19 protein-coding genes are annotated in these 25,778 nt (G+C 61.7%); 10 read left to right on the top strand and 9 right to left on the bottom strand.

Annotated features, from left to right (window positions below):
* Window positions 1-2 precede the first annotated feature (2 nt).
* Window positions 3-332, bottom strand: coding sequence for a hypothetical protein (locus AC3WW4_RS11085; protein WP_488828459.1), 330 nt, complete (start codon window positions 330-332; stop codon window positions 3-5).
* On the opposite strand from AC3WW4_RS11085, the gene trbC reads away from it, so the two are divergent.
* The 10 genes from trbC to AC3WW4_RS11135 all read left to right on the top strand — a co-directional run bounded on the left by trbC (window position 331) and on the right by AC3WW4_RS11135 (window position 11,562).
* On the top strand, window positions 331-759 hold the full coding sequence (trbC, locus tag AC3WW4_RS11090) for a type-F conjugative transfer system pilin assembly protein TrbC (RefSeq protein ID WP_488828460.1): 429 nt from the start codon (window positions 331-333) through the stop codon (window positions 757-759). The genes AC3WW4_RS11085 and trbC overlap by 2 nt on opposite strands.
* Before the next feature lie 8 nt (window positions 760-767).
* Window positions 768-3,092 (top strand): type-F conjugative transfer system mating-pair stabilization protein TraN, encoded by a 2,325-nt coding sequence (traN, locus tag AC3WW4_RS11095; protein WP_483938454.1) that lies wholly within the window; start codon window positions 768-770, stop codon window positions 3,090-3,092.
* A gap of 128 nt (window positions 3,093-3,220) precedes the next feature.
* Window positions 3,221-3,523: a hypothetical protein gene (locus AC3WW4_RS11100; RefSeq protein WP_290871235.1), complete on the top strand. Its 303-nt coding sequence runs from the start codon at window positions 3,221-3,223 to the stop codon at window positions 3,521-3,523.
* 10 nt (window positions 3,524-3,533) lie between these two features.
* On the top strand, window positions 3,534-4,469 hold the full coding sequence (traF, locus tag AC3WW4_RS11105; protein ID WP_488828463.1) for a conjugal transfer protein TraF: 936 nt from the start codon (window positions 3,534-3,536) through the stop codon (window positions 4,467-4,469).
* A 9-nt stretch (window positions 4,470-4,478) separates the two neighbouring features.
* Complete coding sequence (locus AC3WW4_RS11110) at window positions 4,479-5,936, top strand: conjugal transfer protein TraH (protein ID WP_290871237.1); 1,458 nt, start codon at window positions 4,479-4,481, stop codon at window positions 5,934-5,936.
* Between the two features lie 24 nt (window positions 5,937-5,960).
* The gene (locus AC3WW4_RS11115; protein ID WP_488828465.1) at window positions 5,961-8,510 is read left to right on the top strand and encodes a conjugal transfer protein TraG N-terminal domain-containing protein; all 2,550 of its coding nucleotides are present in this window, start codon (window positions 5,961-5,963) and stop codon (window positions 8,508-8,510) included.
* Window positions 8,511-8,550: 40 nt separating this feature from the next.
* Window positions 8,551-8,958: a transposase gene (locus tag AC3WW4_RS11120; RefSeq protein WP_488826795.1), complete on the top strand. Its 408-nt coding sequence runs from the start codon at window positions 8,551-8,553 to the stop codon at window positions 8,956-8,958.
* Window positions 8,955-9,302, top strand: coding sequence for an IS66 family insertion sequence element accessory protein TnpB (tnpB, locus tag AC3WW4_RS11125; RefSeq protein ID WP_488826797.1), 348 nt, complete (start codon window positions 8,955-8,957; stop codon window positions 9,300-9,302). Before AC3WW4_RS11120 ends, tnpB begins: the two co-directional genes overlap by 4 nt.
* A gap of 59 nt (window positions 9,303-9,361) precedes the next feature.
* A complete protein-coding gene (gene tnpC, locus AC3WW4_RS11130; RefSeq protein ID WP_488826798.1) occupies window positions 9,362-10,924 on the top strand; it encodes an IS66 family transposase in 1,563 nt (520 codons plus the stop codon).
* A complete protein-coding gene (locus tag AC3WW4_RS11135; protein ID WP_488826799.1) occupies window positions 10,921-11,562 on the top strand; it encodes a plasmid pRiA4b ORF-3 family protein in 642 nt (213 codons plus the stop codon). The genes tnpC and AC3WW4_RS11135 overlap by 4 nt, the downstream gene beginning before the upstream one ends.
* A gap of 277 nt (window positions 11,563-11,839) precedes the next feature.
* Here the strand turns inward: AC3WW4_RS11135 and AC3WW4_RS11140 are convergent, their stop codons facing one another.
* The 8 genes from AC3WW4_RS11140 to AC3WW4_RS11175 form a co-directional block, all read right to left on the bottom strand.
* Entirely contained in the window at window positions 11,840-12,166 is a 327-nt protein-coding gene (locus AC3WW4_RS11140; RefSeq protein ID WP_444836398.1) for a hypothetical protein, read from the bottom strand.
* A 360-nt stretch (window positions 12,167-12,526) separates the two neighbouring features.
* A complete protein-coding gene (locus AC3WW4_RS11145; RefSeq protein ID WP_300505524.1) occupies window positions 12,527-14,122 on the bottom strand; it encodes a hypothetical protein in 1,596 nt (531 codons plus the stop codon).
* Window positions 14,119-19,005, bottom strand: coding sequence for an AAA domain-containing protein (locus tag AC3WW4_RS11150; protein ID WP_488828467.1), 4,887 nt, complete (start codon window positions 19,003-19,005; stop codon window positions 14,119-14,121). The genes AC3WW4_RS11145 and AC3WW4_RS11150 overlap by 4 nt, the downstream gene beginning before the upstream one ends.
* A gap of 516 nt (window positions 19,006-19,521) precedes the next feature.
* Complete coding sequence (locus AC3WW4_RS11155; protein WP_338440518.1) at window positions 19,522-20,433, bottom strand: nucleotidyl transferase AbiEii/AbiGii toxin family protein; 912 nt, start codon at window positions 20,431-20,433, stop codon at window positions 19,522-19,524.
* Window positions 20,426-21,184, bottom strand: a complete 759-nt coding sequence (locus AC3WW4_RS11160; protein WP_338440517.1) for a type IV toxin-antitoxin system AbiEi family antitoxin domain-containing protein — start codon at window positions 21,182-21,184, stop codon at window positions 20,426-20,428. Before AC3WW4_RS11160 ends, AC3WW4_RS11155 begins: the two co-directional genes overlap by 8 nt.
* Before the next feature lie 144 nt (window positions 21,185-21,328).
* Window positions 21,329-22,606 (bottom strand): tyrosine-type recombinase/integrase, encoded by a 1,278-nt coding sequence (locus tag AC3WW4_RS11165; protein ID WP_444836401.1) that lies wholly within the window; start codon window positions 22,604-22,606, stop codon window positions 21,329-21,331.
* Between the two features lie 220 nt (window positions 22,607-22,826).
* A complete protein-coding gene (gene guaA / locus AC3WW4_RS11170; RefSeq protein WP_488828470.1) occupies window positions 22,827-24,428 on the bottom strand; it encodes a glutamine-hydrolyzing GMP synthase in 1,602 nt (533 codons plus the stop codon).
* 62 nt (window positions 24,429-24,490) lie between these two features.
* Complete coding sequence (locus AC3WW4_RS11175; RefSeq protein WP_488828472.1) at window positions 24,491-25,714, bottom strand: MFS transporter; 1,224 nt, start codon at window positions 25,712-25,714, stop codon at window positions 24,491-24,493.
* Window positions 25,715-25,778 lie beyond the last annotated feature (64 nt).

Here is a 25,778-nt window from a genome sequence, read left to right on the forward strand (position 1 = left end):
CTTCACGCTGGGGCTTCGGTCTTGGCCTGTCCATGCTGCTTGCACTGAGCGCACAGGCCCAAACCACACCGGTCATCACCGAAGCAGACATCGCTCGGGCCAGGCGCGCGCAACCCACCATCACGGACCAGGACATCGAACGTGCTCGGAAAGCGCACGGCGTGCCCAGCGCCGCAGACTTGGAACGTGTGCCCGACACAGCGGGACCAAGAATTGATGCGCTCCCGCAGCCCCAAGCCAAAGCGCCTGTGGACCTCGAAGCGCTGTCCAAAGCCTACGCCCTGCAGATGAAAGCCGCCCAGCCCCCCCGGCACCGGGGTGGGCAAGGACATGAGTGGTGGCCCGATCCTGATGGTGTTCATCAGCCTGTCGATGCCCGAGGCCACGCTCAAGAGACTGGTCAGCCAAGCGGCACTCGCCAAGGCATCCTTGCTGATCAGAGGCCTGCTAAATGGCTCCCTGCGCGACACCGTTGCGCGAACACAGGCATTGTTGGCAGGTCAGTCGGTGGCCTTCCAGATCGACCCGCAAGCTTTCGAGCGCTACGCCATCACACAGGTGCCCAGCTTTGTGCTGGTGCGTGAGGGCGCTGACAACTCGCCCTGTGGTGATGGTGGTCGAGGCAGTTGTGCGCCGCCCAATGACCATGTCCGCCTGGCCGGAGACGTGAGCCTGGACTACGCCTTGGGCCACATTCAGCACCGCACACCCCGCTTCAGCAAGGATGCCGGCGCCTTCATCCAACGGCTCAAGGGTTAGGGATCGCCATGCTGCGCCGACTCGTCACCTGCTTCACCCTCTGGTGCTTCGTCACGGCGCAGACGATGGCGCTGGCTGGGCCACACGAAGAAGGCACCGCCGCCGGTCAAGCCGCCAACCCGGTGATTCGCGGCACGGTCAGCACCCCCAACGCAACGGCCAATGTGCCGGGATACACCCGCACGCCCGCTGAGGCAGCCTACTACGGCCAACCCAGCTTGTCAGGCCCGGCCAACGCGCGCCTCACCGCCTGCACCAGCACGCCCGATGACCCGGTGTGCCAGGCCCAACGCGGCGCGCTCAACTCGGCCAACACGCCACGCCCTGCCATTTCGCCCTACGACCCCGCGGTCATGGGCGCGCGGGACATCGCCGCAAACCCGTCTCTGGCTCTTGGCAGTCTTTCCTCGTATTACAGCGGTTGCACTACCGCCGACGTCACCACACCAGCAGACGCGGTCACCAAACAGTGCCAGCGCTACAACGGTGTGGGCAACTACGCCACCCGGCGGGATCTGACGGTGCAAGTCGAACTTGTCCCCAGTTGCGCCGCTGGCGACTGGTTTGCCCATGGTCAGGCCAATCGCAACGGTGCCGACTACATGGTGGCCGAGGCCCAATGCCGCATCCGTACCGACCAGTTGCAGCAATTTCGCTTCTATGCCGCTGGTGGCAACGGGGCCTGTATCGGGTGGCAGAACCTCGAATTGCCCAGCACGCCAGCTACGCAACCCGCGTTCGTCACCGACCTCGCACCACACTGGGGTGGCCACTGCTGGCGCCCCTTCAAGGTGGTCATGATGCCTGGATCCGGCTGTTCGTCTGGCCAGTGCCACTACAACTTCCAGTTCGGCACGCCGGTCTATGCCTGCCCGACCGGCACCGTGCGCGGCGACCAGTTGCAGGCCTACTGGTCCAGCCGCGTTCAATCTTCGGGGCCGGCTGATCGCTGCTTCACGCTCACCATGCCCCGCCCCCGCATGGGCTGTGACAGCGGCCCCTCTGTCGTGGTCAGCCGCACAGAGACCCGCTGCGCTCAGGATGCGGGCGCGGCCAGCCTGGTCGGCGCTTCTGGCTGGAGCATCCCCTTGTCTTTCCAGCAGCCAACCATGAACCACATCGAAACCGATGTCTGGGATGACAAGAGCGCCCCACTCGAAGCAGGCGGACGCTGCACCGTCACCACAGCCGACAGGTGCGTGGATGGCCCCGCCACCAAGGTGATCGATGGCCGAGCCGTCACCCGCGCTTGCTGGTCCTACGAGCGCACCCTTTCTTGCACATCCGGTGCCCTCACAGACGAATGCGCCCCCTTGCTGAGCCAAGGCTGCACGCTGGGAAGCAGCACATGCAAGCAAACCAACGCTGCCACAGGCATGTGCGAGGTCTACCAGGACAGCTACACCTGCCCGGCCAGCGCCCAAACGATCACGACAGCAACCAACTGCCCATCCAATGTCTTTTGTCTGGGTGACAGTTGCTTCAACACGAGCTACACGAACGACGCGGATTTTGCCCGCTCCATGTCGATGCTGGAAGCCGCCCGAGAAGCCGGTGTGTACCTGGACACCAAGCTGATGCAGGTTTTCAAGGGCGAAGGCAACCACTGCCGAGACCGGCTGTTCAAAGATTGTTGCGACTCGGACAGCGCTGGCGCTGGGATGAGCAACCAGAGCACCTTCGGTGTGGGCTCACGCCTGGTCTACGACGTGCTGATGAACTCCGAGAACCGGGAGTTCATCTACCAGGGCATGTCCGCACTGCTCACCAGCGGCGGCTTCAGCGGCTCCTTCACCAGTTACGGCGTCACCGTGGCCGTCAACGGCACCGCTCTGCCCGCCGGATCGTCGGTGCTCTATGCAGGCGACAGCATGGTGGTCGCGTTCGATCCCTGGTCGCTGGCCATCGCTGTGGTGATCTACATCGTCATGTCGATGATGTCCTGCAATGAAGAAGAGGGCAAACTGGCCATGAGAGAAGGCGCGGGGCTGTGCCACGCCACGGGGTCATGGTGCTCATCGTGTCTTCGCGTTCTTGGTGCCTGCGTGTCGTGCCTGGAGCACACCACAGGCAAATGCTGCTTCAACAGCAAACTCGCCCGGATAGTCAATGAGCAGGGGCGCATGCAGATTGGCAAGGGCTGGGGCAGCGGCCAGAACCCGGACTGCTCGGGCTTCACCATCCCTCAGCTGCAAAGCCTGGACTTCGCAGCGATGGACCTCACCGAGTTCTACGCCTCCATCGTGCCCAACATCCCGAACCTGGGTGCCATCCAAAGCGGCAACAGCGCCAAGGTGCCCAACTGTTACTACGGACAGGGGCGTTGCCAATGACACAGCATCTCAGGACACCGATCAAGTTCAATGCCATCACGGCGATGGCGATGGCATTTGCATTGACTTGCCAAGCACAAACACAAACGCAAACGCCTGAGCGATCGCCCGATCCGTTCGTCGGTCGCATGCCTGTCAAGGACGCCAGGGTGCTGATGGTGATGGCACTGCAAGCGCCAGACGGACAGGCGCACGGCACGCTGACAGGCGAATCTGCCGACGCCATCAGCCAGCGCTTCAAGGCCAACACCCCCATCTCCATCGACGTCACCACCGACAAGCGCTACCGCCAGCCTGGTTGCAGCCGCCTGAAGGTGACCTTCTGGCAAGACGGTGTCTGGTTGCCTGGTGCCCAGGCCCCTCGCAAACAATCCATCGAGTTCGGGATCAACTACTGCCTCGATGGCTTGCCGCCCAAGTCGCTGCAATGAGGAGATTGACATGCCTCGCCCATCTCGCCCGTCATGGGCGTCTCGCTCAGGTCTTTTCAGACTCCTTGCCAACATAGCCCTCCTCGCCTTCGCTTGCCTCAACGCAGCGCCCGAGGCACAAGCGCAAGCCTCGTCCAAGCTGGACGAGCCCATTGCCGCGCCTTACTGGTCAGATGCATGGCGAGGATGGCACTTCTACGAAGACCCCGAACCCGAGGTACGCGACGCGCCTGAGGCTCAACCCAAGACTCCCGCCCTGCCACCGCCCACGTCACCAGCGGCCCCGACACCATCAACCCGCCCGGCCAGAGCGCCAGAGTTGATCGAATTCGAGCGACTGCAAAAGGCGGTCGAGTCCTACCGCAACATTGCGATCATGCGGCCGACCGAGGCCAATGTGCGCCGCTACATGGAACTGGAGGCCAAGGTTGTGGCCAGAGCGTCCTACTTCGCCGACGTTGCCCAGCGCGTCGCCTGGGCCACACCGGAGCTGGACCCCACCGTACATGGCCGCCCAGTCAACGCCAAAGCGCTGGAGGTGTTCGACCGGGACCAGTTGCTCAGCCGTTCCCAGTCCATCACCTCACTGGGCAAGGACCACGTCCTGTTCTTCTTCTTCCGCAGTGACTGCCCGTACTGCCACGCCTTCGCCCCCACGCTGACGGCCTTCGAGGCGCGCCACGGCATCAAGGTGGTGGCCATCAGCGTGGATGGCGGCCCCATGCCTGGCTTTGCAGATGCCCGAGCCGACAACGGCATCGCCAACACCCTGAAGGTCACCCAGGTGCCAGCGGTGTTTCTCGCCCAGCCCTACACCGGGCAAATCACACCCATTGGCTTTGGCGTGCTGTCCGAATCCGAATTGCTGGAGCGCATCACCACGGTGAGCACACCTGCTGCCCAGGCCATGTTGCCCAGCGTGAACAGGCAAGTCGTTCTTCAATAGGAGCAGATCATGATTCAGACACCCACGCCGACGGCACCGCTCTGGAGACGACTAGTCGCCACCCTGATGGCCGTGCTGGTCATCGCATCGCCGCTGCCTCTGCACGCCGGGGACCTCAATGCCGAAGTGAACAGCATGTTCAACAACCTGGGGGCCATTGGCAACTACACCGCACCTGGCGCCTTCCGTGGTCAGACCATGAACACCTACACCGGCGGCAGTCTGTTCATGCGCTCCCCCAACAAGGTGTACCAACTCGCCGCCATTCAGTTCCCCAGCGCCAAGGCGGGCTGCGGTGGCATCGATGTGTTCGGCGGATCGTTCTCGCACATCTCGGCCACCGAGTTCAAGAACATGCTCAAGAACATCACCGCGGCCCTACCGGGCATCGCCTTTCAACTTGCACTGGAAGCCGTCTCACCTCTCCTGGGTGGCTTGAGCAAGTGGGCCAAGGGTCTGGAGACCTGGATCAACAACGCCCGCATCAACTCCTGCGAAACAGCCAAAGCCATCGTCAGCACGGCGGCCGAGGCTACTGGATACAGCTCGCAGGAGACCTGCGCCGACCTCGCCATCGAGATGGGCATGGAAAGCGACCGTGACGCGGCACGCAGGCGTTGTGCGTCTGACCGGCCCAGCATCCTCGCTTCGGCCCGCACCTCAGGCGATGCCAACGTGCGCAACAAGGCGCCCTTCGTGGGAAACCTGACCTGGAAGGCCCTGAAGTACACCGGGGTCTCCCTGGACGATCAGGAGCGTGAACTGATCATGAGCATGGTGGGCACCGTCATCTACCACCCGGAAGAAGCCGCCCGCGACCCGGAACCCATCGCCGCAACACTCACCTCGATCAGCCAGTTGCTCTATGGGCAAAGTGCTGGCGCTGGCGTGAACGTCACCCAGCACCTGCTCAAGTGCAATGACTACGTGAACTGTGATGCCGTGACCCTCAACACCACCTACACACACACGCCATTCACCGCCAAGGTCGAGGCACTGATGCGCTCCATCGCGGAAAAAATCGCCACCCGGACCGCCATTCCCAACAACTCGGCAGAAGTCGGTTTCGTCAACCAGACCACCGAGCCGGTCTACAAAATGCTGTCGGTGGGCGCGACCATCCCAGGATCGGGCCTGGCAGACAGCCTCATCGCCCAATACCGCGACGTGATCGCAGCGGACTATGCCTATGTGTTCCTGGAGCGCAATCTGCGCGTCGGCTTGGCTGCGCTCGACAAGGACTATCAACTGCAAAAGACACAGCGCGAACAGGCGGTCCAGATTCGTCAACGCGCCCTGGTCATGCTGCAGCAACTCTCTCAAGAGAAGAACCTCCTGTATCAGAAGGTCGGCTCTTACCGAGCTGTCTCCAGCCACCTGGAACAGTTGGAGCGGCAATTGCGATCCAGCATGCCGCAGCACGTGATGGACATGCTTGGGCAGCAGGCTGCTTACATGGCTCGTTGACCTTCACCGACCACAGGGGATGCCATGTGGGAGATCTACGCTTACCAGAACGCGGACAGCCTGTTCGGCGTCTTCAATGCAGCAGCGGCCATCCACGCCTCGGGCGACTACATGTCGGCCGTTGCCGCCGTGGCTTTCTGCGGCTTCGTGGCCGCCCTGATCGCCTACGCCTTTGCCCCTGAGAAGCTGCAAGGCTGGAAGTGGCTGGGCACAGTGCTGCTGGTGTTCTCCATCCTGATCCTGCCCAGGGCCACCGTGGGCATCGTGGACAAGACAGGCGGAGCCCCGGTCAAGGTCGTGGCCAACGTGCCCTTCGGCATGGTCATGCTCGGCAGCATCACAAGCACCATTGGGCACACCCTGACAAGCCTGTTCGAAACCGCCTTCCAGACCATTCCCGGCCCAGGCGCCTTGCCCAGCGAACTTACCTACGAAAAGAACGGCCTGATGTTTGGCAACCGGCTGATCAGGAGCACCAGCAAGGTGACGTTCCAGGATCCGAACTTCCGTACTGACTTGATCAACTTCATTCACAACTGCACGATGTATGACCTCATCGACGGCACGATTGGTCCTGCCGTGTTCTCGACATCCGCAGATGTCTGGCCCCTCATGGCCACGCCCAATCCTGCGCGCTTCAGCACGGTCACCAGCGCTGCGGGCATCGATGTGGACACCTGCCCGAACATCTACACAAACCTCAATGGCCGACTGCCAGCGCAGATCAACCAGATTCAGGGTCGCCTGGCCTTCGAGTTGAACCCCACCCTGCCTGGTGCTGCTGCGGCAACTGTCATCGCCAATCAAATTCAGCAGGCGTACATCAAGAACAACATCGCCGATGCGGCCACCACCGCTGCCGACCTGATCCGCCAAAGTGCCATGCTCAATGCAATCAACGACACCAGCACCATCGTTGGGCAGAAGGTCAATGATCCAGCGGCCATGGTGCTGGCCGTTGGCCGGGCACAAGCCGTCGCTCAGCAGAACGCCGCGTGGATCAACAACGGCAAGGTGGCCGAGCAAGCCCTGCCCGTGTTCCGCAACGTCATTGAAGCGCTCACCTACGCAATGTTCCCCTTGATGGTGCTGCTCTTGCTGCTGACCAGCGGGCGCGACACGATGCTGGCCTTCAAAGGCTACGCAGCCATCCTGATCTGGATCCAACTGTGGCCCCCGCTGTACGCGGTGCTGAACTACATGGCGTCCATCTACGCGGCCTACGATCTGGCTGCGGCTTCAGACATCGGCTCGGGCACCAAGGCCCTGTCTTTGCGAACCGCCTCGACGATCTATTCGGGCGCTATCTCGGGTGAGGCTGTTGTGGGCTACCTTGCGATCAGCATTCCTGTCATTGCCTGGGCAGCTTTGAAGAAGATGGAGGGTGTCGGGACCGCCCTGGTGGGTGGCTTGTCCGGCCTGCAAAGCATGCTGACCGGCAGCACAGCATCTGCTGCCACCGGCAACATGAACATGGGCAACGTCACCATGGACCAGGCACAACTTGCACCTAACCGAACCTCGGCGTTCATGAGCAGTTGGCAAAATGACCTCAGTGGCAACACCTTTTCGTCAAACAGCCTGACCGGGCGAACTGCCGTCAGCTTGCTGCGCAACCAGGGGTTTGCTTCGCGGGTGGTGTCCATGCGGGTGTCTGAACAGGACGTGTCCGACGCGAGTCGGCAGGTCACTGCTGCACGCACCGAAGCCTTGGCTGCCAGTTCGGATCGCTCCGCAGTTCTTACCGAAGCATTGAGCCGTGGACTCAGCTCAATGCGCTCATCCAAAAGCAGCAGCGGATCTGCCAAAAGTAGCTTTGAACAGGTCGGCGAGACATTGAACAAACTTGATCAGATCACCAAGAGCGTTGCTGACAGCACTGGTTTGACGCAAACGCAGGTCGCCACCATTGCATTTGGGGCATCAGCGCAACTCGGCTTTAACAACCGTGTGGCTGGTGGAAAATTGAGTGCGCGCGCAGACAAGAGCTATCTTTCAGGCCTATCCGCGCAGGAACAGAAGGTTCTAGGCAGCATGAGCAGCGAGCAGTTGGCTGAATTCAAGCAATTTGGCGACCGCGTTTCTAGAGACGAAAGCTTCAGCAGCCTGATCTCCAACGATTCCAAGCAGGCCAGAGACATGTCATCTCGACTGTCGTCAACGACATCACGCACTGAGAGGGCTGAAGCCAGCCTAGCCGAGAAAACAGCATTCGCCGAAAGGGTGTCAAACGCTTACGAGCGAGGCGAGACGATCTCCATTGACATCGCACAAGATCCCCACAACCTAGCCATGTTCACTCGATATGCCGAGCAGTATGGCGGCGACAGTGCTGCGGCCCACACATTGATGGAAGCAGAATTGGCCAGACAGTCTCTACGTCCCAATCGGACATTTTCTGATGGCACCGCATTGCCTGCGTCATTTCCTGATCTGGACAGGCAACACTCTCAGGAGCGCCGCGATGCGCGGCTAAATCCTGACATCAATGCACATAGGCAGAACAACGAACAACAGGTTCTCAGAGCCCCAAAAGGGCTGCCCGTCAAACAGCAACCCGCCGTCCCAACGTAAGCGTCCGACGGCCACCCTCTAGCCAAGGCGTGATGGCAGCGTGAAGATCGCGTCCACTATGGAGAAGATGGTGGACGCGATCGCAAAACAAGACTCAGACGCCAAGACAGGCGTTGTGGGTGTACGCAAGCGGCGGACGTACAGCAAACAGTTCAAGGCCGAGGTGGCGGCGCAATGCCTGATGCCCGGCGCATCGGTGTCGGCGATTGCCCTGAGCCATGGCATCAACGCCAACGTGATTCGCAAGTGGCTGCCGCCAGGGCCTGCGCCCATGGCCCGTGCGCCAGTGCTGTTGCCGGTGATGATAGAGCCCGATGCACCACCTGCACAGCCAGCAGCCACGCAGCCCATCGAACTGAACATCCATGGCGCCACCCTGTGCCTGCCGCCTGGCTTTGCCGCGCAGGATCTGCGCAGCATTCTGCAAGTGCTGCGCTCACTGCCATGATCGGATTGCCTGCTGGCACCCGCGTCTGGCTGGCTGCAGGCCACACCGACATGCGCAAGGGCTTCGATGGTCTGGCTGCTGTGGCACAAGAGATCTTGCTGCAAGACCCGTTCGGCGGCCATGTCTTCGTCTTCCGTGGCCGGCGAGGTGACATCATCAAGTTGCTGTGGTGGGATGGACAAGGCCTTTGCCTGCTGAGCAAGCGCCTGGAGAAGGGCCGCTTCGTGTGGCCGCAGGCCGATGGCGGCAAGGTCAGCCTGAGCCCGGCGCAGTTGTCGATGCTGTTGGAGGGCATCGACTGGCGCATGCCAGAGCGCACCTGGCGACCAGAACGTGCAACCTGAATCTGGTTGACATCGCATCTCCTGTGGCGTGATCACTGTCGCTTGGGCACAGTATCGTCATGCCACACGATCCGCACCCGCATGACCACTGCGAGCTGTCTCGCCAGTTGCGCGACAGCCGCCAGGAACTGGCCCATGCCAAGCTGCTGATTGACAAGCTCAAGACCGAGATCGCCTACCTGCGCCGCATGCACTTTGGCCGCAGCAGCGAGCAACTCGATGTGGCCGCACAGATGGAACTGTTGGCACCCGCGACAACGGTGGAGCCACCAGCGGCCAACGACGAGCCTGAAGGTGGTGCCAACAACCGCAAGCGCTCACGCAAAAGCCGCCAAGGCCTGCGCGACTTGCCAGCCCATCTGCCACGCGAGATCGTGGTGCACACGCCCGATGCGGGCTGCGCTTGCGGCGCCTGCCTGGACGCGCTGCGCCCCATTGGCCAAGACGTCAGTGAAGTGCTCGACTACCTGCCCGGTCAGTTCAAGGTCATCCGCCATGTGCGGCCCCGCCTGGCCTGCCCGGCGTGCGACAGCATCGTACAAGCCAGTGCGCCCAGCCGTCCGCTCGATCGTGGCATGGCCGGCGCCGGCCTGCTGGCCCATGTGCTGGTGAGCAAGTATGCCGATCACACTCCGCTGTATCGCCTCTCGCAGATCTATGCCCGTCAGGGTGTGGATCTGGAGCGCTCGACCCTGGCTGACTGGGTGGGGGCAGCGGCTGCGTTGCTCAGCCCCTTGGCGCAAGCCATCGGCCGTCATGTGCTGGCCGCCGCCAAGATCCACACCGACGACACGCCGATCCGGGTTCTGGGTGGCCAGGGTCAACAGGCACGCACTGGGCGATTGTGGACCTATGTGCGCGACGACCGCGCCAGCGGTGACGCCAGGCCACAGGCTGTATGGTTCCAATACTCCCCCAATCGCAAAGGCGAGCATCCCAGGCGTCACTTGGCCGGCTTCAAGGGCATCGTGCAGGCAGACGCCTTCGCGGGCTACGACCGGCTGTTTGACAGCGGCGAGATCATCGAGGCCGGCTGCTGGGCCCATGCCCGGCGCAAGTTCTACGACGTACACATGCAGCAGCACCAGCAGCCTGGCACCTTGGCCCACCAGGCCCTGCTGCGCATCGCCCGAGTGTTCGCCATCGAAGCTGACATCCAGGGAGAACCACCTGATGAGCGACGAAGGCAGCGACAGCAACGCACCGCGCCCATCCTGGCAGACTTGCACACATGGCTCATCGAGACGCAGGCAAAGCTGTCTGCCAAGTCACCGATGGCACTGGCCATCGGCTACAGCCTGAGCCACTGGCGGGCACTCACGCGCTTCGTGGACGATGGTCTCATGGAGGCGCACAACAACATCGCCGAGCGATCACTGCGCGGCGTGGCCATCGGGCGCAAGAACTACCTGCATCTGGGCTCGGATGCGGGTGGCGAGCGAGCCGCCATCGTCTACACGCTGCTGGGCACGGCCAAGCTGCATGGGATCGATCCGTATGCCTACTTGCACCAGGTGCTGACACGCATTGCCGATCATCCGATCAATCGCGTTGATGAGCTGCTGCCGTGGCGGCTGTGCCCGCCGCAGCAAGCCACACCTGAACAACGCCAGGCGGCATGAGCGAGCGGACCATCGGCACAATGTGGGCCATGGTCACCTCATCGAACAGGCCCTCACTCAAGCTCGTGGGGTCACCCACCAGAAACATCAAAGTGCTGCAACTCAAGGTCGAGTTGCAAGGCGTGCGCCCCAAGGTCTGGCGGCGCGTGTTGGTGCCATCGAGCATCCGCCTGCCCAAGCTTCATGTGGTTTTGCTGCGTGCCATGGGGTGGGACGGCGGGCATCTGCATGAGTTTGAGTTCGCCGAAGGCAGATATGGCGTGCCGGATCCAGATTGGCCCGATGAGTCGCTGGACGACGAATCCAAGGTGACGTTAAACAAGGCACTCGGCTACAGCGCCACGTTCAACTGGACATATGACTTCGGCGACAACTGGACTCACAGGATCAAGGTCGAGCGGGTCGACACCATGCCCGCCGAGCTCAAGCTGCAGTTCCCCATGTGCCTGGCAGGCGCTGGAGCCTGCCCACCTGAGGACGTGGGTGGCGCCCCTGGCTATGCTGACTTCTTGCAGGCCATCGCCGACCCGACGCATCCGGAGCATGACAACATGACCGCTTGGATCGGGCGCCCCCTCGATCCCAATGCCTTCAACGTGCAGGACGTCCAGGATCGCTTGTATGAAATCAAGCTCTAGCTGACCAGTCGTGCGCTGCCCAGTTGGGCCTTGGTCGGACGCTTACGTCCCAACGGCCACAAGAGAGGAAGTACAAACGCAAGGGGCACGGATTAAAGGCCAAGTCGATGCGAGCCGCTCAGAATTCGACACCAAATCCGAGCTCATCAGAGCTGAAGATGGAACACTGTCATCCACACGCTCTCTGCTCAAGCAATCGAGCAAACAAGTTGCCAAAGACGCGGGGGCATCTATGGACAATGTCAAAGATGCTGTGAAAGACCTGCTGAAGAAGTGATCATCCCAACTTATCGGGATCGAACATGTGCATGTCCGGCTCAGCATCAGTCGGCTTCATCAATGGCGGGTATCCCTTGTCACGCCAATAGTTCGCACTCAGATCTTTTGAGGACGTGCTCGTTCCAGGCAGTTCAGACTCGTTCTCATCTGTGCCTGCATGGCGCATCTTCTTTACCCGACTGGTCACGGCTGCACCCAGTGGCGCCCCAAAGAGCGCGCCAATGCCCATCATGACAATCCGTGTAGCCCAGTCGTCTTTTGCTGAGGCTAGCAAGCCAACCAATGCGCCCAACGTAACAAAGCCGATGAAAAGCAGTTTTCGCATGTAAGCACCTCGCTCCGATCAGGCTACAGGCACTCAGGTGCGCTTGCAACTCCTTCAACCATTTGGCAGCACCCCGACCCACTGCTGAAGTTCGCCGAGTTGCGGCGGATGTCGGCACTGCATCGGTTGCGGTCTGGCACGCCGGACCGTTGCACTGCAACTGTGTGCCGTATATCTGTCGGTCGAATCTCCGGTTAAGCATGGCAACATCAACTGGCTTCAAGGCACTGAAGGTGCTCGCCCTCGCAACGCGATCAGGCAAATCGCTTCAACCGCTTAAGCAGCCGCGGTCGAGCACAAAGCAAACTGACGAGCCTTTGCCGGCTGCAGATTGCGGCCTTGCCGCAGGAGCCTGTTAAGTCAGCCTGCAGGAGGGCGCTTCAACGTCAATCGGGGTCGTCCGTGTTTGGTCGGCATCGCCGCCGTTGACGACTCCGATAGTCGATCGATTAGCCGCACCAAGTCCTGTGTCGCCTGCCCTCCGCCATCATCCCCGGCTGCCACGAATGTGCCCGGCTTGACACGGACACGTCCGGACACGAGAGCTCCTGCTGCACGCAAGTGGTCCGGGTGCGACGACATGAAGCCAATGGGAACCGCGATTGCCTGGTGCGCCAGATGAAAGTGGTACATCACGCACACCAGCCGCTCCGGGATCAGGAGCAGTTCAAGGTTGCCATTCAAGAGGGAAATTTCGGTGCCAAAGAGTTGCGGGAATTGATCCCAGTAGACCGACAGTCGCTCGCGCGACGCTCTGCGATCACCACCCGGCACGACCACGCGCACGGCGCTGGCACGCACGACTTCCGCGCCCTTCTGCTGAGAATGGAGCAACGCGTCAATCTTCTGCGCGAGATCGCGCGCACTGCGTGACCGAGCCCATAGCGAGGACTGCGGCGCCCACCAGAGGGCATCGTCATGCCCAGCGGGCGCGGGTGCAGGAGCAACCGCCTCGGAGCACGCCTCCCCCGCGACACCGTCGGCGTCAGAGTGCTCGTGCGCCGGAGCGTCGTCGAGAGTTAGTTCGGCTTGAAGGCGCGCCAGCAGCATGTCCGCGTTGCGCTGCAGATGCAGTGCACCCAGCATCGGCGTAACGCGATCGTCTGTGTACCCGGCTGCCTTCGTGAGATGAACGTCCTGCGCATAGCGCCGGAGGTCGAAGGTGTCGTCAGCCGCGTAGCGGCCCAGCAACCCATCGTCAAACGTGCGGATGAAGTCCAGCAGACTTTCGTTGTTGCCTCGCTCCTGGCTGGCCAGCGCATCCGAGATCGCCTCGGCAATTTCCAAGCGTCCGCCGAAGCTCTCGTCATCAATGTTCCGCGCTACTGTCGGGGATCCGCTCAAGTCCAAGTGAAAGACGCAAGGCAACGGAATGCTGAAGCGCTCGCCGGGATCGACCGAGCTGATCTTGTAGATCTCAGCCTTCTCCTTGGTGCAGATCTGCCGAAAGTTGTGCTGGAACGACTGTTCCGCGAACTGGATGGTTCGCGACTGCTTGTCGAAGTTTCGCGTTGCCAGTTCCACCTGCGAGCGAATCCGCCTCAATCGGCTTGTCCGACCGGCAGGACTGAAGCTGATGAGGTCGAACACGACCTCCGCGCTCCAATCCTGAATCTTGAAGAACCGCGGCAGATTGTCGGAGCTGTCCTGAAAACGTGCCAACGCGTAACTCGTGAGTTCGAGTTGGTCGTCGTTCCACTGAATCAAGCGTTCACTCAACAACGCCTGGATCACGGCATCGGTTTCCTTTGAGGAGAAGCCGAAGAACTCTTGAATCTGCGTCGGGCTCAGGCTGCCGCAAACGTACGCGATGCGCAACGCGAACTCCGTGACCACCGGCAGCGCCTCCTCTGCGCTGATCGCACACGAGATCGCGAAGCTCTGCGCCGGAATAGCGAAGGTGATCTCATCGACCGCGAGCCGGTCCCTCAGCAGCTTTTCCTCGACGGTGATCATGTTTGCCCCTCTTCGATGCTGGAGGCTTGCACCAGCGCGTACCGGCCCGCATCCCGGTGTTGCTCAATGTGGGCCAGCACCCTGCCCAAGGGCGAGGCCTGATGCCGCTCGCGCCACATTCGAGCGGCGCCAACGATCACCAGCCGATCCATGGCACGCGAAATCGCAACGTTTACACGTTCGCGGCTGCTCAGAAAGCCTTGTTCGAACCGCGGGTTGTTCCGCGTCGTCGCGACGATGATGATCCGGTTCTCCTTGCCCTGGTAGCTGTCGACAGTGTCGATCTTGATCAGCCGCCGATAGCCGGTGGCCCAGTCCTGCTCGCTAAGCAGGCGCACCAGCAAGCGTTCCTGCTCAGCGTACATGCAGATCACTCCGATGGGCTTCTCGTCTTCGGCGCTGTTATGCATTAGTGCTTGAATGAAGTTACCTCCAGTGCAGATTGACCGCAATAGGTTGATGATTTCGCGCGCTTCGTAGCCGTTGTCGAAGCCCGGGCTCTTCGGCCGATCATGGGCCTCACGCCCGGCGTCGGAGGTGTCGATCCAGGTCACGATGGAGCGAATGCGCTCGGGCAGATGGTCGTACCACGGCGCTGGGTCGCCGCGCCCAGGCGCCAGCGGCACCGGGTAGAAGCACGCCGACACCAACTCACCGATCGGCGGCGCCATCCGGTACTGGGTGCGCAACGTCGCCCCGACCTGTCGACCGTAGTCGGACTCGAAAGCTCGCTCGAAATCGCTGCGCGTCAGCGCCGTGCGGTCCGGCCATTGGAGCTCGACGGCGATCTTTCGCACGACAGGCTCCGCATAGTGCGGCGGCAACTGCCGATGGTCTCCGACCAGCAGTACTCGTCGGCCGGACTGGATCGCGACGGCCAGTTCACCCGGCGTGGCGCGGGCGGCCTCATCCACGATGACCCAGTCGTATCGGTTGTTCGCCACGCCGAACTGGGACCGCCCCAAACCGACGCAAGTACCGCAGACGAGCGACCGGGTCTTGGCGAGGAACTCCTCGAAGTTCCCGCGCAGCGTGCCCAGCCGGTCGACCCATTCCTGGGCCATGGCGATCACCTGGTCTAGCCGGGCCACCGCGTCCGAAGAGGTCACGGCGTGGGTGACCATGGCATCGCGTCGCAGATGCTCCAGGACGCCCTCCGGCGCGTCACTGCCGCGGTAGTCGAACTTCTCCGTGGCCAGCGAGCGAAACCGCTCTCGGCGCTGCCCCACGCGCGCTGCGATCGACTTGCTAGCCTCGCCTGCGGCCTCAGATGCGGCACGCTTTGCATCCAGCCGCACGATCTCCCGCCACAAGCGCCCCAGGTGAAATTCGATGTCAAACCATCGCTCCACGAACGCGTTCGGCAGCCCGAGGTTGCGATTGAGCGCAGTGACGCGCCTGCGCATCTCGGAGCGGAAAAGGTCGCGATAGGCCTGCAGGATGGACGCGGAATGATGCGGCCGCAACGGATCGGACACCATGCCTTCCGCGCCAAAGCGCACCACATCCAGGGGCAACTCGGTGCGCTGGCAGAGTTCGATGACTTTCTCCGCTGCGTTGTTCACCGCCTCGTGCGACTGGCTCGCCAGCAGGATGCTCTTCGCGCCATGCGACATCGCGTAGTGGATGAACGACGCGATGAACGAGGTCTTGCCCGTGCCCGGCGGGCCCTGGAGCAGACTCAGGGGACCGTGCGACCAGAGCCTGGCAAATGCATCGCGCTGCTGGCGGTTCAGCGAGAAGACTAGTTGCCCATCATCGGCGTGGCGGTTGTAGGCATCGAGTTCTGCATCGGTGGGTGGCGGCTCAAGTTCCAGTGCCGCAGGGCAGTCCACCGGGTCGAAGTAGTCGACCAGGTCAGGCAGCACCGACTCGCGGTCGAGGATGCGCGTGACGGCCAGGCGCCGGCGCCGGAACGAGGAGAGGTCCTGCTGGCTGCGCAGCTTGATGCGCTCCCCGACACCTAGTTGCATGCGAATGCGGGGGTTATCGAGAACCAGGATGGCCTGCGACGTCTCGCGCATGTCGAGATCGCCTACGCGGACCAGTTCGCTGTTGATCTCCTGCAGGGCTTCGACCTTAGCGTCGGACTCGTAGTCCAGGGCCTCGCCTTCCTTGCGATACGGAATGCGTAGCTTGTCGCGGCGTCCTCCCATGTCTCGGGCCACCGCGCCCGCGATCTCAACCTCCGGCAGGGTCGACTCTTCCGCTTCCAAGAGGGCACGCCAGAGTGCCATCGTGCGCGGCGATGCGAGCGGCCCCGCCGACGCTTCTTCTTCGTCCAGTTCGGCACCGACAGCTGGCGCATCGATCCCGAGGATCTCGGCCCGTACCCGATCGATCGCGATGCGAATATCAGGCAACGCTTCCAACGCCTCCAGCAGGCTGCTCGCGTCGTCGGCGGGCGCGGGTTCGAGCTGAAGATCAGCCTTCAGCGTCGTCACGGCCTGCGACGCCGTCCGCACAAACTGGCTGTGCGGCATCTCCAGGATGCGCTGCGACGCAAAGTCAAGCGTGGCGGGTTTCAGCAAGATCAGCAGGCGTTTGCGCACGCCGGCGAGCGAGACCACAACGTGCGCTAGCTGCTGAGGGTTGCGGAGTTTTTCCGCGGACACCCCCACGTGGAACGTTCCGTTGTCACCGGCGAGCACGCTGCGTGCCGTGAGCTGGCGCACATGTACGACCAGTCGCGGACCTACCGTCGGCAGAGGGGGATCCAGCAGAAGGCCCAATGCATCGTCGATGCGGTCGAGGGCATAGACACGAAGTTCGCGGCTCAGGCAGCGTTGGATCTCCGAGCGTACAGGCCCGGCCTCGTGCCCGGCCCCGGCCGGCATCCGTTCCAACAGTTCGCTACACATCTTGGCAACGGCATAGCAGTCACGTTGGCACAGCGCGATCCCTTCGTGGTCTATTGGCACGTAAGCGGGGTTAAAGGGGGCCGTCCCGCCACCCGGTAGCATGTCGATCGCATCGATGAAGCGCATCGCGCCACCTTCCAGCAAAACATTGCCAGGGTGCAGATCGCCGTGCTCCAGGCCCAAGCTGTGCAGGTGCAGCGTGGCCTTCACCAGCACGCGGCAAAGCCCTAGCAACTCCCGCCCGGACGCGCAGGTACCTGCTGCCTCCACCAGAAGCTGACCATCGACCCATTGCTGAACCAGGAAAGTGCCCGCGTCCGAGATGCCGAAATCGATGACCTCCGGCAGCGAAGGGCAAGGCTGGGTCTTCACGAGCCGGGCCTTGTCGAGGAAACTCTGCAGTTGGTGCGTCTCTTCGGGCCGTTTCGGGTCGGGCTTGCGGCCGTACCAAACCTTGACCGATACGGACCGCCCCCCCACGGACGATTTGTAGAGGTGGCAGTGGCCCTGCTTCAGGTTCTCGAGCAAGGGATACACGACCATCGGGATCAGGTCGCTGCGGTAGGCCTCGAAGGCGCGCAGATCGACACCGACGGCCGAAGGTTTGCCTAAGTTCAACGCGTTAAGCGCGTCGAGCATGGTGCGGGCGTTCGAAAAGCGCTCGACAGGAATCCATTCGAGTGCTTGCGAGAACCAGGCGGCCAACCCCGCATCGCACTCAACGCCAACTGGAGCCTCCCACAGAATCAGACCGTCCTGCTGGCGCGGCAGGGTCAGGAACAGCACGTGGTGTGCCGCGACGCCGAGCAGATAGACGTCACGTCGGAAAGGATCACTGACCTCGCCGTGGCCGATCTCCGAGTCCTCCGGCAGGAGCGCCCGGCCTGCCCGCAGTGCGTCACGCAGGGGCCCGACCGTGCCCGCCTCCGGGAAGTAGGCGGTCAGGAAGCCCGAGATGGAAACCTTCGAGGGGCGCTCCAGCCACACGCTGTGGTCGCTGACATCGCGGTGGGCGACACCGACGTCGTGCAGGTCTGCGAAGTGCGACAACAGCACCTTGACGAGGGCCAGACGCTCCGCGAACGTCAAGTCGTGGCCGTGCCGGTTGACGAACTCGTTGAGCCGAAGCTGGCGGGACGGCAAGCGGTAGAGCTCGCAGAAGTCGGCGTCGATGTCATCGCGCGTCGGGTGGGACAACGGTTGCAGGACGACGCCGTCGAGCTGTTCGCTCTGTTCATGAATGAAGCCGAGCACCTTGTGCTCGCGCAGCGCAATGCGCGCGCGCTCATCCACCGTGTCGGCGATGCCAGCCAGCGCCGAGAAATCCCAGCGGCGCAGCAGCGCCTCGTGCCGCTGGTCGTCCTTCTTGACCGACTTGTACTCCTTGTACAAGCCCTCAGGATGCGGAAATGTCGCCTCGCCGATGATCTGGAAGTTGTTGAAGGAAAAGCCTGAAGGCCGGAAATCCTTGCCGCGAAAGAACGGTGTGAAGGTCTGCACATACATGTTCGGCTTGCCGGCCCGCAGCTCGCCGAACTCCTGGCGATAGCCGCCCTGCTTGGCTATCCGCAGGAACTGATCGAGCGTCAGCACGAACGACTTCTCGTCCTGCGGGATCGCCGAAAAATCGGCGCTGCCACACATCACGACCCGGTAATCGATGTAGACGGCCTTCGCCGGTGCCTGCAGCCGCGCCTGGATCTTCGACGACAGGATCTTCCACTTGTCGGCGAGCACCTTGACCGGCGAGCGCCCCATGTCGTCACCATCGCGCAACCAGTGGTCCTGCATGGTCTCAATCTTGCCGCGCCACTTCTTGAGCTCGACGATCAGTAGACGGTCGTGGGTCAGGAGCACGAGATCGATTTCGCGGTCCCGGTATGTGGTGTCCATCATCATGAAGCCGGCATAGCCATGCCACTTCTGGCTGAAGTCGGAAGCGTTGAACGCTTGGCGCATGCGCTCCAGCGCCTCCTTCTCCGAAGCGTGGATACCGTCGCTGCTGATGATGTCGATTTTCATTGTTGTGAGCGCTCCGCCAAGCAGTACCGTGCGTGATGTGATCCTCGGCGGAACATATGCCGCCTCCCCATATTCCGCCCATTCTCACCGCTGTCGGGGCGAAGTTTGGACCGATAGCCAATCTATGAGAATTGCGGTAGCAGCCATGGCGACCGTGTTCGGGCCCCGGCGACGGGATTGTTCCGTGCATCGGTGGCACGATGACTTACACCGACTGACCAAGATCGCGTCGGTTATCGCCGGTGACGTCAACAGGCCGACGGACCGTAGCGGGTCGCGTCCTGCCGACCGAGCACTGTGGCCGCATCCCGCACGCCGCTCATCATCAATGCCCTGGACCAACGGTTGGCTCCTAAACTAAGTCGAAGTCGCCAGCCAAGCCGCCTGATTGGGTGAGAGAGGTTTCGGCTATCACCGACTTTCGCCGTCTCCAAGCTACCGGCAGACAGCCTTGAGCTGACGCTCACTGGTGGCGAACAAAAAGCCCAGTCCCGGTGCACCCCATCAACACGGCAATTACAACAATCCGGCCAATTTCCTGGCTTGGCTTTCAAAGTCTTCAGGACGCCGCTCTTTGAACGTCTGGAGATTTGCCAGCTTCCAACGAAGTGCCGGCAGTTCTGCCGCATGTGGGCAGGCCAGCAATGACCAGTCGGGTTGTGCTTGTGCAAGGCCGCTCAAAAACTGCCTTTGCGCAGCAGTTAACCGCTGATGCAACTCTCTGCGCAATCGGTCTCTGGCAGCCAAAAGTGTTTCTAGGGTGACGGGCTCTGTTGTCATGCCAACGAAGTTGTTGTGGTACTCCGCCTCAATGTCTTTTTCATTCCCGAACAGCACCTCATGTGTTGGTCGGTTGTGCCCGGCCAGGTACGTCACAAAGCATTCAACCGCAGCATCCGTGAACCCGCCTGATTCGAACATCTGCCACACGTCGAACAAGTCCCGTGGATGCTGACGATCCATGGCTGCCACCAACTTGCTGCCATAGAGTTCCGCCGTGGCCAACACTGGCAACGCCACTTCCACACTGAACATGTCAGCTGTCTTGGGCATCAGGGGGCGCCTCTCAACCGGCAACACCGTGCCTCTGAACACCACGTTGACCTCGACCTTCACCTGACTGTCGTCGTTCTCGATCAGGAGCTTGGTCTCAGCAAGGTCTTTGCTTCGTACCTTGCGTGCGTTCAGCCCCAACTTGGTCGCCCTGGCTGCAATGGCCTCCATTTCAATCGCGATTTCGTTGAGGGCTTGCTCTCGCGGGGTGTCCCATTGCGTGTAGACCACGTCGATGTCAACGGATAGGCGTGGCATGTCCATCACGAAGAGGTTGATGGCCGTGCCGCCCTTCATCGCAAAGATGTCGTTGGCAAATACATCGGGTGCCACCTTCAGGAGGAGGCGCACAGTATCCGCGTAGACCTTATCCATGAGGTTTGAGTGTCAACAAACTGCCGTCCTTCATGCGCGACATCCAGCGCTTGTCGCTCCCTACAGGCAGCGTGTAGCGTTGCAAGAATTCTTCCACATCCACCAGGCCCGTTTCGCGAGACCAGGCCAGAAACAGTCGCACAGTTTTGACACTCGTACAGCACGCCAACAAGTGGCCCAGCATGTCTTTGCGCAAGTTCCGCACGCCGTCAAACAGGTTGCGCGCCTCTTCCAGACTCTGACGCGTACCGACGTCATAGAGCATTTCCAACAGCGCGCGCTCCGGCGCCGACACCAGCAAGCCAAGCGGCAGTCCCGGTGGCGTGATAAGGCTTTTCTTAGGCAAGCCCTCGTCCGCCCACTCAAACAAGCGCGCCGACGCATACCGTGCCGGAAATCGGGATGTGAACCAGTCTGGCACGGCGAAACGCACATCACCCCACAGCACCCACTGCTCTCGTGTCGAGAGGTTGTGCCTGACCCCTTGCAAAGCCAGCGCCGTCTTGCCGCCCACATGCAGGCCCGTCACCCTGCTCTGCAGCAGTTTGATCGAACCATGTACGTTCACGTCATCGCCCGGGAAGGCATAGACACCCTGCGCAAGCCGTAGCAGCCACCCGCTTTCAACGTAGTGGGCCGCCAGCGTGGGGGAAATGCCCAGACGTTCCAACTCGGCCAGCCCGAAGGGGGCACCACGGGGCATGTCCGACTGAAGCCGCTTGAGCAAAGAGTGTCTTTGATTTCCAGCCATGCCGTAAAAATATCACAAACTCCAATCAACCAGAAAAAATTGATTGAATCTGGTGCCAAAAATTAAACAAGGCTTAACTTTTCCCACAACATCAAGGCAATGCAGATACCAACAACATCCGCCCTCCCGCCGATCCACCACACATCAAGCAACCGATCTCAGGGCAACAGGCGTCGCTTTGCTACCTGCGATCCAGCCGTCCACCATATCTCCCCAACTTTGCAACATGGCCCGGCGCTGCTCGGCGTATTCCGCCTTGTTGTAGACCGCACGCACGCCTTTTTGCTCGTGCGCCAGGCACTTCTCGATCCAGTCGGTGTTGAAGCCAGCCTCGTGCAGCAGTGTTGATGCCGTCCTGCGCAGGTCATGCACACAGAAGTGAGGGAGATCCATTCCGTCCTTCTGAGCCTTTTCCACCGCCGCCGTGATCACACGGTTGAGCGTTGCCTCGCTCATCGGCTTGTCGGTCTCATACCGACCGGGGAGCAAATACGGGCTGCTTCCAGCACAGGTTTTGAGGCCAACCAGCAAATCGAGCGCCTGGCTGCTGAGATACACCACATGCGCCCGCCTGGCCTTCATCCGCTCCGGCGGAATCGTCCATGTAGCCGCGTCAAAGTCCACCTCTTTCCAGGTCGCCAGCAACAACTCGCCTTTGCGGCACATGGTCAGCAAGATGAACTTCACCGCCAGCTTCAGCGTGGGCAAAGTGCCGAGAGTGTCCAGCGCTGAAAAGAACCGATGGATCTCACCTGGCGTCAAAGCACGCTCCCTGGGTTTGAAGGTGGCAATCGCCGACGCCTTCACCGCCTCGGCGGGATTCTCGATCTTCAGCCCTCGGGACTTGGCGTGCCGGTACACCTGCTGGATGACCTCGCGTGCATGAACCGCTGTGGCCGGGGCGCCCCGTGCCTTGATTTTCTCGCACAGCGCGAGCACCTGACTGGAGGTGATTTCTTCCAGCTTGCGCTTACCGAACTTGGGCAGCACATCACGATCCAGGATGCTCTTGCGCATCGCCGCCGTGCTGTCTGCCAGGCCGCCGTTGCGCAACCAGATGTCGGCGAAGGACTCGAAGGTGCCTGACTCCTGGCACTCCTTCCTGGTTTCAGACTTGACCCGCGCCGGTGACTCCCCCCGGCTGACCATGTTCTTGGCCCTGGCCAGCAGGTCGCGGGCATCCGCCAGCGAAAGCGGATCGCCGTAGTTGATGTCCTCGGGCGCCCGCTTGGGTTGCGACGCCTGGAACTCATCGTATTGCCCCACGGTCAGCGTCTCGCGCCGTCCCCCCAGTCGATAGTCGTAGCGAAATGTCAGCGTTCCCTTGAGGGAGACGACGACGTACAAACCGTCGCGGTCCGCCACCTTGTAGACCTTGTCGGCGGCCTTGAGGTTCTTGAGTTTGGTATCGGTCAGTGCCATTGGGTAACCCCTTTCGTACCTTGCATCACTTACCGTCAGAGCATCAAGACGGTAAACAATCAAAGATCAATCGACTAAAAAAATCAACCGTCTTCTTTACCGACAAAAAACTCGGGATGTCATGAAACCTCATGGGACGTCAAAAACAAAAAAGCCCTTGAATATCAAGGGCTTAAATGAACTTTTGGGACGTTCTGGGACGCAGTGAAGCGCTCTCAAATCACTCCCACTCGATCGTGGCAGGCGGCTTGCTCGACACGTCGTAGGCCACGCGGTTGATGCCGCGCACTTCGTTGATGATCCGACCTGACACCTTCTTGAGCAGGCTGTAAGGCAACTCAGCCCAGTCAGCGGTCATGAAGTCGCTGGTCTGCACGGCACGCAGAGACACCACGTACTCGTAAGTACGGCCATCACCCATCACACCGACGCTCTTGACCGGCAGGAACACGGTGAAGGCCTGGCTGGTCAGGTCATACCAGCTCTTGCCGGTTTCCGGGTCGATGCACTTGCGCAGTTCTTCGATGAAGATCGCGTCAGCGCGCTTGAGCAGGTCAGCAAACTCAGGCTTGACCTCACCCAGGATGCGCACACCCAGGCCGGGGCCAGGGAAGGGGTGACGGTACACCATGTCGTGCGGCAGGCCCAGCGCCACGCCCAGTTCGCGCACTTCGTCCTTGAACAGTTCGCGCAGCGGCTCCAGCAGCTTCAGGCCCAGCTTCTCCGGCAGGCCGCCCACGTTGTGGTGGCTCTTGATGGTGGCCTTCTTGGTGTGCGTACCACCCGACTCCACCACGTCAGGGTAAATGGTGCCCTGCGCCAAGAAAGTCGCGCCCTTGTGACCCTGGCCGCTCGCCTTGAGCTTTTCCGCTTCGGCCTTGAAGACATCCACAAACAAACCGCCGATGATCTTGCGCTTGCGCTCGGGGTCGGTCACGCCAGCGAGTTGCCCCAGGAACAGCTCGGCGGCATCCACACGGATCACTTTGGCGTGCAGCTTGCCTTCGAACATCTCCATGACCATGTCGCCTTCGTTCAGGCGCAGCAGGCCGTGGTCGACGAACACGCAGGTCAGCTGGTCGCCGATGGCGCGGTGAATCAGCGCCGCAGCCACCGACGAGTCCACGCCGCCAGACAGGCCCAGAATGACCTCTTCGTCACCGACCTGCTCACGGATTTTGGCCACGGCCTCTTCGATGTAGTCGCCCATGATCCAGTCGCCCTTGCAGCCGCTGATTTCGCGCACGAAGCGCGTCAGCATGGCGTGGCCCTGAACGGTGTGGGTCACCTCGGGGTGAAACTGCACAGCGTAGTAACGCTTCTCTTCGTTGGCCATGCCGGCAATCGGGCAGCTGGGCGTGGAGGCCATCAGCTTGAAGCCCGGCGGCAGCGCCGTGACCTTGTCACCGTGACTCATCCAGACCTTGAGCATGCCGTGGCCCTCGGGCGTGGCGAAGTCCTGGATGCCATCGAGCAAGGTGGTGTGACCGTGGGCGCGCACCTCGGCGTAGCCGAACTCGCGGGTGTCGCTCCATGACACTTCGCCGCCCAGTTGCACAGCCATCGTCTGCATGCCGTAGCAGATGCCCAGCACTGGCACACCGGCGTCCCACACGGCCTGCGGTGCGCGCAGTTGGTGGTCTTCGTAGGTGCTGGCGTGGCTGCCCGACAGGATGATGCCCTTGGGTGCAAAGGACTTGATGAACTCGTCCGACACGTCGTTAGGGTGGATCTCGCAGTAAACGTGGGCTTCGCGCACACGGCGTGCGATCAGTTGGGTGACCTGGGAGCCGAAGTCGAGGATGAGGATCTTGTCATGCATGGTGGAATCTCGGGGAATCAATCTGACGCGATGTGGATGCGGATCGTGCGCGGGCCGGGGCGTCAAGCCTGGGCACGCCCGGCCAGGGCAGCGTCATGCGCATGGCGGGTCCGGCTGAAATAACGAAAACCGATGAGGGCGGCCACCCCTTGAATGACCGCGCACAGGTAAAACGGGATGCCGACGCGCCAGTCACCCTGCGGGTAACCTGCCGCGACAGCGAGCAAGGGCGCCGCCAGGATGGGGCCCAGCATGGCCGCCACGCTGTTGATGGAGGACACGGCCCCCATGCTCTCGCCCTGGCGGCTGGGGTCGACCGCATTGGCCACCAGGCTTTGCAGGCCGGGCTGCACCATGTAGCCAAACACGTTGACGACAATGATGATGTACATCATCCAGCCCTGGGGCACAGCGCCGTAGGCGGCATAGCACAAGGTGGACGAGATCAGGCCCACGCTCACCAGGCGGCGCAGCGAGATGTGCTTCTGGAATTGCCGCAGCAAGCCGCCCTGCACGATCACGGCCATCAGGCCGACGGCGAACAGCGAGTAGCCGTTGTCCTTGGGGGTCCAACCGAACTTGAACTCGGTGTAGAGGAACCAGATGGTGTGCAGGCAGAACTGCGCCAGGATGGACAGGCCCATGATCCACATCAGCGTCTCCACCCCCTTCAACTGCCGCAGACGCGCCAGCGAACTGAACGGATTGGCGCGCACCAGATCGAACTCACGGCGACTGTCAGCCGGCAAGGATTCGGGCAACACGAAGTAGCCGTAGACAGCGTTCAGCAGGGTCAGGCTGCCCGCCAGCAGGAAGGGCCAGTGCACGTCGATGTCGCCCAGCACACCGCCCAGCACCGGACCGAGGATGAAGCCCAGGCCGAACATGGCACCCAACAGGCCGTAGTTCTTGGCGCGGTCTTTGGGCTCGGTGATGTCGGCCACGTAGGCGTTGGCCACCGCGATGTTGGCACACATGGCGCCACCCATGATGCGCACGGCCAGCAGCATCCAGAAGGCATTGGCCAGCGCCGTGACGAAGAAGTTGATGGCCATGCCCACCAGCCCAAGCAAGAGCACGGGGCGGCGACCATAGCGGTCAGACAGCGCACCCAGAACCGGCGCACTGAAGAACTGGGCAATGGCAAAGGCCGCTTGCGCGGCCCCGTATGCGAAGGCGGTGCCCGCGCCCGAGTCCATGAAGGACCCGATCAGCTTGGGCAGCACCGGCGCAATGATCCCGATCGACATCATGTCGAGCAGAACCGTCACCATGATGAATGGCATGGCCGCCTGGCGGCCGCTTGTCGAACCCATTGGCATCCTGTCAGTGGTTCAGAAAAGGCGGCCG

This window comes from Aquabacterium sp. TM01, assembly GCF_057808345.1.

Bases quoted from the DNA above. Each gene is read 5' to 3' on its own strand.
- trbC (WP_488828460.1), top strand. From the start codon at position 331: ATGAGTGGTGGCCCGATCCTGATGGTGTTCATCAGCCTGTCGATGCCC.
- AC3WW4_RS11085 (WP_488828459.1), bottom strand. From the start codon at position 332: ATGTCCTTGCCCACCCCGGTGCCGGGGGGGCTGGGCGGCTTTCATCTG.
- traN (WP_483938454.1), top strand. From the start codon at position 768: ATGCTGCGCCGACTCGTCACCTGCTTCACCCTCTGGTGCTTCGTCACG.
- AC3WW4_RS11100 (WP_290871235.1), top strand. From the start codon at position 3,221: ATGCCTGTCAAGGACGCCAGGGTGCTGATGGTGATGGCACTGCAAGCG.
- traF (WP_488828463.1), top strand. From the start codon at position 3,534: ATGCCTCGCCCATCTCGCCCGTCATGGGCGTCTCGCTCAGGTCTTTTC.
- AC3WW4_RS11110 (WP_290871237.1), top strand. From the start codon at position 4,479: ATGATTCAGACACCCACGCCGACGGCACCGCTCTGGAGACGACTAGTC.
- AC3WW4_RS11115 (WP_488828465.1), top strand. From the start codon at position 5,961: ATGTGGGAGATCTACGCTTACCAGAACGCGGACAGCCTGTTCGGCGTC.
- tnpB (WP_488826797.1), top strand. From the start codon at position 8,955: ATGATCGGATTGCCTGCTGGCACCCGCGTCTGGCTGGCTGCAGGCCAC.
- tnpC (WP_488826798.1), top strand. From the start codon at position 9,362: ATGCCACACGATCCGCACCCGCATGACCACTGCGAGCTGTCTCGCCAG.
- AC3WW4_RS11135 (WP_488826799.1), top strand. From the start codon at position 10,921: ATGAGCGAGCGGACCATCGGCACAATGTGGGCCATGGTCACCTCATCG.
- AC3WW4_RS11140 (WP_444836398.1), bottom strand. From the start codon at position 12,166: ATGCGAAAACTGCTTTTCATCGGCTTTGTTACGTTGGGCGCATTGGTT.
- AC3WW4_RS11145 (WP_300505524.1), bottom strand. From the start codon at position 14,122: ATGATCACCGTCGAGGAAAAGCTGCTGAGGGACCGGCTCGCGGTCGAT.
- AC3WW4_RS11150 (WP_488828467.1), bottom strand. From the start codon at position 19,005: ATGAAAATCGACATCATCAGCAGCGACGGTATCCACGCTTCGGAGAAG.
- AC3WW4_RS11155 (WP_338440518.1), bottom strand. From the start codon at position 20,433: ATGGATAAGGTCTACGCGGATACTGTGCGCCTCCTCCTGAAGGTGGCA.
- AC3WW4_RS11160 (WP_338440517.1), bottom strand. From the start codon at position 21,184: ATGGCTGGAAATCAAAGACACTCTTTGCTCAAGCGGCTTCAGTCGGAC.
- AC3WW4_RS11165 (WP_444836401.1), bottom strand. From the start codon at position 22,606: ATGGCACTGACCGATACCAAACTCAAGAACCTCAAGGCCGCCGACAAG.
- guaA (WP_488828470.1), bottom strand. From the start codon at position 24,428: ATGCATGACAAGATCCTCATCCTCGACTTCGGCTCCCAGGTCACCCAA.
- AC3WW4_RS11175 (WP_488828472.1), bottom strand. From the start codon at position 25,714: ATGCCATTCATCATGGTGACGGTTCTGCTCGACATGATGTCGATCGGG.